This window comes from Verrucomicrobiia bacterium, from assembly GCA_026414565.1.
In the GTDB taxonomy this organism is placed as follows: Bacteria; Verrucomicrobiota; Verrucomicrobiia; order Limisphaerales; family Fontisphaeraceae; genus Fontisphaera.
On sequence record JAOAIT010000002.1, the window covers coordinates 1 to 10,624 of the forward strand.

At 65.7% G+C, this 10,624-nt stretch carries 14 protein-coding genes; all 14 read left to right on the forward strand.

The annotated features are described in order from the left end of the window. Positions 1-457 (forward strand): hypothetical protein (locus N3J91_00255; GenBank protein MCX8154876.1); only part of this gene is annotated, 457 nt, incomplete at its 5' end. Between the two features lie 9 nt (positions 458-466). Beyond that, positions 467-829 carry a response regulator gene (locus tag N3J91_00260; GenBank protein MCX8154877.1) on the forward strand — a complete coding sequence of 121 codons (363 nt, stop codon included), beginning with the start codon at positions 467-469 and terminating at the stop codon, positions 827-829. Positions 830-860: 31 nt separating this feature from the next. Further along, a complete protein-coding gene (locus N3J91_00265; protein MCX8154878.1) occupies positions 861-1,970 on the forward strand; it encodes a chemotaxis response regulator protein-glutamate methylesterase in 1,110 nt (369 codons plus the stop codon). A gap of 3 nt (positions 1,971-1,973) precedes the next feature. Continuing rightward, positions 1,974-2,798, forward strand: coding sequence for a protein-glutamate O-methyltransferase CheR (locus tag N3J91_00270; protein MCX8154879.1), 825 nt, complete (start codon positions 1,974-1,976; stop codon positions 2,796-2,798). A gap of 145 nt (positions 2,799-2,943) precedes the next feature. Next, positions 2,944-3,327 carry a flagellar basal body rod protein FlgB gene (flgB, locus tag N3J91_00275; protein ID MCX8154880.1) on the forward strand — a complete coding sequence of 128 codons (384 nt, stop codon included), beginning with the start codon at positions 2,944-2,946 and terminating at the stop codon, positions 3,325-3,327. A gap of 13 nt (positions 3,328-3,340) precedes the next feature. Then, complete coding sequence (gene flgC / locus N3J91_00280; protein ID MCX8154881.1) at positions 3,341-3,772, forward strand: flagellar basal body rod protein FlgC; 432 nt, start codon at positions 3,341-3,343, stop codon at positions 3,770-3,772. A 14-nt stretch (positions 3,773-3,786) separates the two neighbouring features. Continuing rightward, a complete protein-coding gene (gene fliE / locus N3J91_00285; protein ID MCX8154882.1) occupies positions 3,787-4,155 on the forward strand; it encodes a flagellar hook-basal body complex protein FliE in 369 nt (122 codons plus the stop codon). Positions 4,156-4,158: 3 nt separating this feature from the next. Further along, positions 4,159-5,811, forward strand: coding sequence for a flagellar basal-body MS-ring/collar protein FliF (gene fliF, locus N3J91_00290; GenBank protein ID MCX8154883.1), 1,653 nt, complete (start codon positions 4,159-4,161; stop codon positions 5,809-5,811). 5 nt (positions 5,812-5,816) lie between these two features. Further along, on the forward strand, positions 5,817-6,914 hold the full coding sequence (gene fliG, locus N3J91_00295) for a flagellar motor switch protein FliG (protein ID MCX8154884.1): 1,098 nt from the start codon (positions 5,817-5,819) through the stop codon (positions 6,912-6,914). Continuing rightward, a complete protein-coding gene (locus tag N3J91_00300) occupies positions 6,889-7,482 on the forward strand; it encodes a FliH/SctL family protein (GenBank protein MCX8154885.1) in 594 nt (197 codons plus the stop codon). The genes fliG and N3J91_00300 overlap by 26 nt, the downstream gene beginning before the upstream one ends. Then, positions 7,469-8,833 carry a FliI/YscN family ATPase gene (locus N3J91_00305; GenBank protein MCX8154886.1) on the forward strand — a complete coding sequence of 455 codons (1,365 nt, stop codon included), beginning with the start codon at positions 7,469-7,471 and terminating at the stop codon, positions 8,831-8,833. Before N3J91_00300 ends, N3J91_00305 begins: the two co-directional genes overlap by 14 nt. A gap of 3 nt (positions 8,834-8,836) precedes the next feature. Then, a complete protein-coding gene (fliJ, locus tag N3J91_00310; protein ID MCX8154887.1) occupies positions 8,837-9,328 on the forward strand; it encodes a flagellar export protein FliJ in 492 nt (163 codons plus the stop codon). After that, positions 9,325-9,933, forward strand: coding sequence for a hypothetical protein (locus N3J91_00315; protein ID MCX8154888.1), 609 nt, complete (start codon positions 9,325-9,327; stop codon positions 9,931-9,933). The genes fliJ and N3J91_00315 overlap by 4 nt, the downstream gene beginning before the upstream one ends. A 368-nt stretch (positions 9,934-10,301) precedes the next feature. Continuing rightward, a partial coding sequence (locus N3J91_00320; protein MCX8154889.1) for a hypothetical protein occupies positions 10,302-10,624 on the forward strand: 323 nt, incomplete at its 3' end.

Here is a 10,624-nt window from a genome sequence, read left to right on the forward strand (position 1 = left end):
GATTCAGACCATCCAGGGGGACAGCCACGGGGCGGTGGAGGCGATCCGGGAGATTAGCGAGGTGATCCGGAAGATTGACCAGATTCAGACGGTGATTGCCAGTGCGGTGGAGGAGCAGGCGGCGACGATGAACGAGATTACCCGCAATGCGGCGGAGGCCGCGCAGGGCAGCCAGGAGATTGCCCGCAACATCGCCGGCGTCTCCCAGACCGCCCAAAGCACCACCCAGGCCGTGACCGAAAGCCTCCGCGTCGCCCAGGATTTGGGCGCCTTGGCGCAGGAATTGCAGGCCGCCGCCGCCCAGTTCAAGCTGGGCGAGGCCCGGGGCAGGGAAGAGCTCTCCCCCAAAGCCCCCTCAGCGCCAGTGGACAAGCCGGCCTCCCGGCGGGCGATCACGCCCGACCCCGGCGAACCGCTCTTGGCCACCGTCCCGGCAGGCAATGGTCATCAAGATTGAGTGTGTCTTATGAAAGCATTAGTCGTGGATGATTCCAAAATCATGCGCAACATCATCGGCCGCATCTTGCGCGAGATGGGCATGGACATCGTGGAGGCGGCCAACGGCGCCGAGGCGCTCGAAAAAGTCCAGGCCGAACGCCCCGACGTCTGTCTGGTGGACTGGAACATGCCCGAAATGAACGGCTACGAATTCGTCAAGGCCGTCCGCGCAGAGCCGGCCTTCGACGAAATGAAAATCATGATGGTTACCACCGAAACGGAGGTGGAGCAGGTCACCCAGGCCCTCGAGGCCGGTGCCAATGAATACGCCATGAAACCCTTCACCAAAGAAGTCATTCAGGAAAAACTCTCCCTCCTGGGAGTGGCCTGAACCCCGAGGCATTATGGGCAAAATCGGGGTCATGATCGTGGACGACTCCGTCGTGGTCCGCCAGGTGGTCTCCCAGGCCCTCGCCCAGGACCCCGATGTCGAGGTCTTGGGCGTCGCCGCCAATGGCAAAATCGCCCTCGCCCGCCTCCCCCAGCTCAACCCCGACATCGTCATCCTCGACATCGAAATGCCCGAAATGGACGGCCTGACCACCCTGCGCGAAATCCGCAAGCTCTACCCCAAACTGCCCGTAATCATGTTCAGCACCCTCACCGAATTCGGCGCCAGCGCCACCGTCCAGGCGCTCACCCTCGGGGCCAATGATTACGTCCACAAACCCAGCGGCGCTGAGACCATCTCCGAGGGCCTCCGCCAGGCCCGCGAAGCCATCGTCCCCAAACTCAAGGCCCTCGTCCCCGCCCGCCGTGCCGCGGCGGCGCCCGCGGCTGCCACCCCGGCCCCCGCGCTGCCCATGAATCTCAGTTCCCTCGCCGGCTCGCAGGGCCATAAGGTCGAAGCCTTGGTCATCGGCGCCTCCACCGGCGGCCCCAACGCCTTGGCCGTCTTGCTTGGCGGCCTGCCCCGCAACCTCCCCGTCCCGTTGCTCATCGTTCAACACATGCCCCCCATGTTCACCCGCATGCTCGCCACCCACCTGACCGCCCATTGCGGCATCCCGGTGGCTGAGGCGGGCGAGGGCGCCCCAGTGCAGGCAGGGCATGGTTTGGTGGCCCCCGGCAATTACCACCTCACCCTCGCCCGGCACAACGGCGATGTCGTCGCCCACTTAAACCAGGACCCCCCCGAAAACTCCTGCCGCCCCTCCGTGGACGTGTTATTCCGCGCCGCCGCCGCCGTCTATGGCCGCGGCACCCTCGCCGTGGTCCTCACCGGCATGGGCCAGGACGGTCTGCGCGGCGGACGCGAAATCCGCGAAGCCGGCGGCACCGTCCTCGCCCAGGACGAAGCCAGCAGTGTCGTCTGGGGCATGCCCGGCGCCGTGGTCAAGGCCGGCGTCGCCGAAGCTGTCCGCCCCTTGGACGAGCTGGCGCTCCTTATCACCCAAAAACTGCAAGTAGGGCGGACGGCCTGGCAGCCTCAACACCTAACCCCTGCCGCCAGAACGGCGGCGGTTGTCTAAGCCATGCCCATCACGGCAGATGAATTCAATTATGTGCGCACCCTGTTGCGCGACCAGGCGGCCATCATCATCGAGCCGGGCAAGGAATACCTCGTCGAAAGCCGCCTCGCCCCCCTGGCCCAGCGCATGGGCCTGCCGGGCGTCAATCACCTCATTGCCAAACTGCGCTCCGAGTCCGTCAATGGCGCCCATCACAAGGCGGTCGAAGCCCTCACCATCGGCGAAACCCTCTTCTTCCGCGACCTCCACCCCTTCGAGGCCCTCCGCAAGCAATTATTGCCCGAACTCATCCAAAAACGCCAGACCATCCGCACCCTGCGCATCTGGTGTGGCGCCTGCTCCACCGGCCAGGAGCCTTACAGCGTGGCCCTCACCCTCCGCGAGTATTTCCCCCAGCTCAAAGACTGGCAGATCCGCATCCTCGCCACCGACATCAACACCGAAAGCCTCGACCGCGCCCGCGCCGGCATCTATTCCCAGCTCGAAGTCAACCGCGGCATGCCCGCCATGTTGCTCGTCAAACACTTCAAAAAGCTCCCCGACCAAAACTGGCAGATCAATCCCGACATCCGCGCCCTCGTGGATTTCCAGGAACTGAATCTGGCCCGCCCCTTGCCGCCTTCCCCCCTCTTTGACCTCATCTTCCTCCGCAACGTCCTCATTTACTTCGATACCGACACCAAGCGCGCCATCCTCAACGGCGTCCGCGCACGCCTCGCCCCTGACGGGTATTTCTTCCTTGGCTCCAGCGAAACCACCCTCTACGTGGACGAAGCCTTCGAGTCCGTCAACCTCGGCAAAACCGTGGCCTATCGCAAAAAGGCCTGACCCCAGGGCAGACTTTGCCGGCACTCGCCCGGCAATGCGCGGCAAGTTTTTCCATCCCCCCACGCCTCCGCCCTGATTTCAAGGGGATTCCGGCGGTTCTCACCCGTGGCACTCAACTTGCTCATCACGCGGCAACGGACGCCGTATGATCAGCGCGTTGTTTAACCAACCCAACTACGTGGCGGCCAAGCAGATGCTGGACGCCACCATGTTGCGCCACGAGGCCATCGCCAGCAACCTGGCCAACCTCGAAACCCCCGGCTACCAACGGGTGGACGTCTCCCCGGCCTTCGAGAACGAGCTTCGCCAGGCCATCAGCAGCAAAGACCCCGCCCGTATCGCCTCCCTCACCCCAAGGTTGGAGGTGGACACCACCGCCGTCGCCCGCAACCGTGACGGCAACACCGTCCAACTCGAGCAGGAGCTGCTCAAGCTCAACCAAAACAGCCTCGCCCACGCCGTCGAAACCCAATTAATCACCGGCACCCTGCTCAAATTGCGCCTCGCCATCACCGGGCGTCCCGCCTGAGCTTTTTTGACCTATGATCCAACTCATCCCCGCCGTCGAAAGCACAGCCTCGGCACTGGAAGCCGAGCGGATTCGCATGGAGGTGATTGGCCAAAACATCGCCAACGCCAACACCACCCGCGGGGTGGATGGCAAACCTTTCCGCCGCCAGCAGGTCGTCTTTGAAAGCGTCTTGCGCCAGCAACTCGGCGCCTCCGCCGGCCCCGGCCCCGCCAAAGTCGCCGTCAGCAAAATCGTCCCCGACCCCCGGCCCTTCCGCCTCATCTACAACCCCGGCCACCCCGATGCCGACCCCCAGGGCATGGTCGCCATGCCCAACGTCAGCATCCACGAGGAAATGGCCGACATGATTGCCGCCTCGCGGGCCTTTGAAGCCAACCTCGCCGTCGTCAAAACCGCCCGCAACATGGCGGCCCAAACCCTGAGCATTGGCAAACGCGGTTAACCCTCCCTCGCGCCATGATCCCGGTTTCTCCTGTCCAAGCCTACCTGGCCGGCAGTGCTACCGCCGTCCAGCCCCAGCCGAATCTCGCCGCGCCGGGGCGCATCACCCCCGCCGAGTTGCAATCCCTCGCCGCGCCCCAGCCCGCCCCCGCCCCCCAGGGCCCCCAGGCCTTTGGCCGCCTGCTCGATCATTTCGTCACCGAGGTCAATGACCGGCAGCTTCACGCCCGCGAGGCCGTCAATGACCTCCTGGCCGGCAAAAACACCTCTCTCCATCAAACCGTCATCGCCATGGAAGAGGCCCAGGTCTCCTTTCAGTTGATGGTGGAAGTCCGCAATAAACTGCTCGAATCGTATCAGGAACTGATGCGCATGCAGCTCTAAGCCATGAATCTCGCCCTGGCGCAACTCGGCCAACAACTCGCGGCCATCTGGAAACAACTGGGCCTCAACCAGCGCCTCAGCGTCGTGCTCGCCGGTGCCGTGGTCGTCGGTGGCCTCGTCAGCATCATCCTCTGGAGCAGCCGCACCGACTACGCCCTCCTCTATGGCCGCCTCGAAGACGCCGAGGCCGCCAAGGTCCTCGCCGCCCTCGACGATGCCAAAATCCCCTATCGCACCGGCCACGGCTCCATCTACGTCCCCGCCGCCAAAGTCCACCAGGTCCGCATGCAGCTCGCCGCCAAGGGCCTCCCCAAAAACGAATCCGGCGTCGGCTTCGAAATCTTCGACAAGCCCAATTTCGGCATCTCCGACTTCGTCCAGCGCGCCAATTACCTCCGTGCCCTCCAGGGCGAGCTGGCCCGCACCATCAGCCAGCTCGACGAGGTCGAGGCCGCCCGCGTCATGATCGTCATCCCGGAAAACCGCTTGCTGGCCGACAATTCCCGCCGCCCCACCGCCTCCGTCTTCATCAAAACCAAAGGCCTGGCCCAGCTCTCCGCCTCCTCCGTCAGCGCCATCCAATTCCTCGTCGCCAACTCCGTCGAGGGCCTCCAGCCCAGCCGCGTCAGCGTCGTGGACAACCGCGGCAACGTCCTGTCCCAGGAGGCCGAGGGCGATTCCGTCGCCGGCCTCACCGCCACCCAGCTCGCCGCCCGCAAAAATCTCGAAACCTACCTCTCCAAAAAAGCCGAGGGCATGCTCGAAAAAGTTGTCGGCCCCGGCCAGGCCGTCGTCCGCGTCTCCGCCGAAATCAACTTCGACAGCCTCACCCGCACCGAGGAAAAGGTGGACCCCGACAGCCAGGTCATCCGCGTCTCCACCTTGAACGACGAAAGCACCGACACCACCAACGCCGGCGGCCCCGGCGGCGTCCCCGGCGTCACCGCCAACGCCGTCACCGACACCAACGCCCACCCCTCTGCCTCCACCGCCTCCCTCAACAAATCCACCACCAAGAAAAAAACCACCAACAATCAATATGATTTCAGCCGCACCACCAGCAACATGACCCAGTTGGCCGGCGGCATCAAACGCCTCAGCGCCGCCGTCTTCATCGCCGCCCGCGTCTCCGGCTCCGGCACCAACCGCGTGGTCGAACCCCGCTCCCCCGAGGAACTCCAGAAACTCCGCCGCATCGTCCAAAGCGCCCTCGGCATCGTCGAAGCCGACCCCCAGCGCCGCGATGAAATCGTCCTGGAAGAAATGCCATTCAACGACGCCCTCGAAACCGAAGTCGCCCACCAGCTCCAGCAGCAGGAGCGCCGCCAGTTCTGGATGGAACTCCTCCCCAAAGTCGCCTATCCCGCCCTCGCCCTGGCCGTGCTAATCCTCTTCTTCCGCATGCTGCGCCGCACCGCCGATGAAATCATCCCCATCGGCGTGCCCCTGGGCCATGGCAACGGTCACGGCAATGGCCACGGCAACGGCCATGGCAAGCTGGGCAACGGCCGGCCCAAACCCGTCCTCGCGCGCTCCAGCTCCGGCGAAGAAGAAGTCATTAGTGTCGAGGCTTTGAACCAGTTGATTCGTGAAAACCCCGACAACATGTCCCAGGCCATCCGCGCATGGATGCTCCGGGGACGTGCCAATGATTAACCCCCATGGCCGAGGCCGACACATCTCCCGCCAACCCCCTGGCTCCCACCGTGGCCCCCGCGGAAGCCGAATTCCTGAAAATGCCCAAAGTCCAGCGGCTGGCGGCCTTCCTGCTCATGCTGGGCCCCGAAACCGCCGGCGAAATCCTCCGCCGCTTCGAACCCAAGGAGGTGGAACTGATCACCGCGGAAATGGCTCGCCTGCCGTTCATCAGCGGCGAAGTCCAAACCCTCATCATGAAGGAGTTCACCTCCCTCGCCGTTAGCGCCGCCTCCGGTGTGGCCGGCGGCGTCTCCTCCGCCCGGGCCATCCTCGAAAAGGCCCTCGGCACCGTCCAGGCCGAGGCTATCCTGAGCCGCGTGGCCCCCTCCGCCGCCGTGGCCGCCCCCGTCTGGGATCCCATTCGCGCCATGGACACCCAGGCCCTCGCCAATTTGCTGCGCCACGAAACCCCACAGACCATCGCCCTCGTCGTCAGCCACCTGCCCAACGAGCGCGCCGCCGAACTCCTGAAGCACCTCCCCGAGCCTCTCGCCGCCCGCGTCGTCGAACGCCTCGCCACCCTCACCAGCGCCCCCCAGGACACCGTCGAGCAGCTCGCCCAGATGCTCGCCCGCAAGCTCGGCACCGCCGGCATGGCCCGCAAGGGTATGGCCGCCGCCGCCGGTCTGCGCGCCGCCGCCGACCTGTTGAACGCCATGGACCGCGACCTCAGCCGCGCCATCCTCAACGCCCTCACCGAGCAAAACGCCGCCCTCGCCGAGGACATCCGCGCCAAAATGTTCACCTTCAACGACCTCGGCCTCCTCGACAACAATTCCCTCCAAAAAATCATGCGCGAGGTGGACCTGCGCGACCTCGCCATGGCCCTCAAAAACGCCCCCGAGGCGCTCAAGAAAAAATTGCTCGCCGGCGTCAGCCGCCGCGCCGCCGAAACCGTCAACGAGGAAATCAATTTCCTCGGCACCGTCAAAGCCAAGGAAGTCCAGGCCGCCCAGGGCCGCATCATCGAGGTCGTCCGCCGCCTCGAGGCCGAGGGCGAACTTGACCTCGTCGAAATCTTGCAAAGCAGCCGCAATGAAGCCATGGCCACAAACGCTTGAACTCGACCAGCCCCTCCTCGACGTCCGCTGGGCGCACCCCGCCGCCGGCCCTTCCGAGGCCGAAATCCGCGCCCGCGAGGAGGCCGCCTACCAGCGCGGCCGCCGCGATGGCGAAAAGGCCCTCAGCGAACAGTTGTTGCGCCAGCGCGCCGAGCTGATCGAGTTGCAAAACGGCGTCCTCGAAAGCCTCCGCCAGGTCGTCCCCAAGGTCGCCCGCGAATGTGAAAACGCCCTCGTCGAGCTGGCCCTCGAAGTCGCCCAAAAACTCGTCGCCGGCCTCCCCATCACCCCCGCCATGGTCGAGGCCGCCGTCCGCGACGCCCTCGCCCAGGTCGAGGAGGCCACCGAAATCCAGGTCTGCCTCCATCCCGATGACCTCGCCCTCCTCCAACAAGTCAATTCTCCGCTCCTCCTCCCCGCCGGCGGCATGGATGTCCTCCAATTCGTTAAATCGCCCGAAGTCAGCCGCGGCGGTTGCCTCATCAAAACTCGCTTCGGCCTCATTGATGCCCGCCGCGAAACCCGGCTGCAAATGATCAAACAATCCTTGCTCCATGAACCGGCTTGAGCCAGATCCTTCCCGGGATTCCCCCGCCCGCCGCCTGCACGCCCTGGCCGCCCGCGCGCGCCAAATCCGCCATTTCGAAAGCCGCGGCCGCGTCGTGCAGGTCGTCGGTCTGGTCATCGAGTCCGAGGGACCCCTCGCCGCCGTCGGCGAAGTCTGCTGCATCGAATCCGCCCGCAAAGACGGCACCACCCTCGCCGAGGTCGTCGGCTTCCGCAACCATCACCTCCTCCTCATGCCCCTCGGCGAAGTCCACGGCATCCACCCCGGCAGCGAAGTCGTGGCCCTCGGCCATCCCCTGCAGGCCTCCGTCAGTGAGGCCCTCATGGGCCGCGTCATTGACGCCCTCGGACGCCCCCTCGACGGCCGCGGCCCCCTCCCCGAAGGCGCCAAAATCGGCCTCCACCTACCCCCGCCGCATCCCCTCCGCCGCCAGCGCATCCGCCAGGTCTTTCAAACCGGCATCAAAGCCCTCGATACTTTCATCCCCTGCGGCCGCGGCCAGCGCCTCGGCATCTTCGCCGGCAGCGGCGTCGGCAAGTCCACCCTCCTGGGCATGATCGCCAGCCACGCCGAAGCCGATGTCAACGTGATCGCCCTCGTCGGCGAACGCGGCCGCGAAGTGCGCGAATTCCTCGAAAAAGACCTCGACGAAAAAGGCCGCCGCAAATCCATCGTCGTCGTCGCCACCTCCGACCAGCCCGCCCTCGCCCGCCTCAAAGGGGCCTTCCTCGCCACCGCCATCGCCGAGTATTTCCGCGACACCGGCCGCAATGTGCTGCTCATGATGGATTCCGTCACCCGCTTCGCCATGGCCCAGCGCGAAATCGGCCTCGCCGTCGGCGAGCCGCCCGCCACCCGCGGCTATACCCCCTCGGTCTTTTCCCTCCTCCCCCAGCTCCTCGAACGCGCCGGCACCGGCGAAAAAGGCTCCATCACCGGCCTCTTTACCGTCCTGGTCGAGGCCGACGACATGAACGACCCCATCGCCGACTCTGTCCGCTCCATCCTCGATGGCCACATCGTCCTCTCCCGCGACCTGGCCGCCCAAAACCATTATCCCGCCATCGAAGTCCTCGACAGCGTCAGCCGCCTCGTCCGCGACCTCCTGACGCCCGAACAACTCGATCTGACCGGCCGCGCCCGCGAAGCCCTCGCCGTGTACCGCCGCAATCAGGACCTCATCAACATCGGCGCCTACCCGGCCGGCAGCAACCCCGATATTGACCGCGCCATCCGCCTGCGCGAACCGCTCACCCACTTCCTGCGCCAACCCGTCGGCGAGGGCGTCCCGGCCGCGGAAAGCTGGCGCCGCCTGGCCGACCTCATGAAAGAACCCGCCCGCCCTGCCTAAGCCATGAAAAAATTTCGTTTCACCCTCCAGGCAGTTTATGTCGTCCGCCAGCAGCAGGAACGCCAGGCCCTCGAGGCCTATGGCCGCTGCTTGCAGGCCCGCCAGCAGGCCGAACAAGCCCTCGCCCAGGCCCGCCACAACCTCGAAGAAGCCTGGCGCCGCCGGCGCGAGCTTGAGGCCGCCGGCGCGCCCGCCCTCTGGCTGATGCACGGCCAGCACTGGTGCGCCATGCTCGAGGAACGCTGCCACCACGCCGAGGCCGCCCTCCACCACGCCCGCGAACAAACCGCCGCCGCCTGGTCCCGCCTCGCCGTCGCCCGCCGCCAGCGCGAGGCCGTCGAAAAACTCCGGCACCGCCAGTGGCATCAGCATGAGCTGGCCCTGGCCCGCGAAGAACAAAAACAACTCGACGAGCTGGCCACCTTGCGCTTCCTGGCCCAGGGCGACTCCGCCCGCAGCCTGGGCGCGGCGGCCACCGACACCTTGGCCCTATGAATCCCGTCCTCATTCAACGCATCATCACCCCCGTGGCTGGCGCCCTGTGCTTCCTGGGCACCACCTTCCTCTTGTTGGAACCCAGCCGCGTCGCCCGCCACCTCGGCCCGCGCCCCCAGGAATCCGGCGCCGTCGTCACCGGCCCCTCCTGGAACTTCGTCAACCCCGAACTCGACCAGCTCATGGCCGAGCTGCGCAGCGAAAAAGAATTGCTCGCCCGCAAGGAGCAGCAGCTTCAGGAACTCGCCGCCCGCCTCCAGGCCGAACGCGCCGAAATCAATCAAATCACCCAGCTCGTCCACCGCATGCAGGCGGAGCTGGACAAAAACATCGTCTCCATCAAGGAGGAGGAAACCGCCAACTTGAAAAAGCTCGCCAAGGTTTATACCGCCATGACCCCCGAAGGCGCCGCCGCCATCGTGCGCGAGCTCCCCGACGAAATGATCGTCAAAATCTTCAGTTTCATGAAAGAAGCCGAAACCGCCGCCATCCTCGAAAGCCTCGGCAAGGGCGGCACCAATGATGCCCGGCGCGCCGCCGAAATCACCGATCAGTTGCGCCTGACGCGCGTGCGGAATGCCTCCAGCAACGCCCCTCGGCCATGACTCCCCTCAGTCAAGCCCCGCCCCCGCGTAACCCGGATCGGGCTGCTGATCATCAACCGCCACCCCGCCCGGGCAGGCCCGTACGGCCCACCACCGCCTTCTGGCAGCTCCTGCAACTTTGCCTGCCCGCGAAAAGGGCAGGGGAGGGACCCACCCCCAACGACGCCGCCGAAGCCCCTTCCGCCTCCTCCTCCGAGCCGGGGAGCACTGCCCCCCAAAAACAGCCCGACGCACCAGACCCCACCGCCACCAACCCCGCCTGCCTGCCCGCCTTTTGGGCACCTTGTCCCATCCCATCACCCCCTTGCCCGGGCGAGCCTTCCCTCACCCCGCCCCTGATCCCGCTTGGCCAGGAGAACCCTGCAGGAATGACCGAGACAGGACAAAAAAGCATCACCGTTACATCCCGGCCAGCCCCTCCCTCCGCCCCAACCTTATCAGAGCCGCTGGCGCTGGCCCTCCAACCCCAGCCGGGGGATTCACCCGCCCAGAAAACCATCCCCACCCCCGACCTCGCACCCAAATCAGAGCCTCCCACTGGCCCGGCACTGGACGCCTCCCCCACCACCCCGGCGCAACAAGAACCCCCCATTTCACCCAAGGGCGAAATCCATCCCCCCGACATCCTGGCCGCCAGCCCGCAAAAAACCGAACCACAAGCAACCACCGCACCTGTCTCTTATACACATCT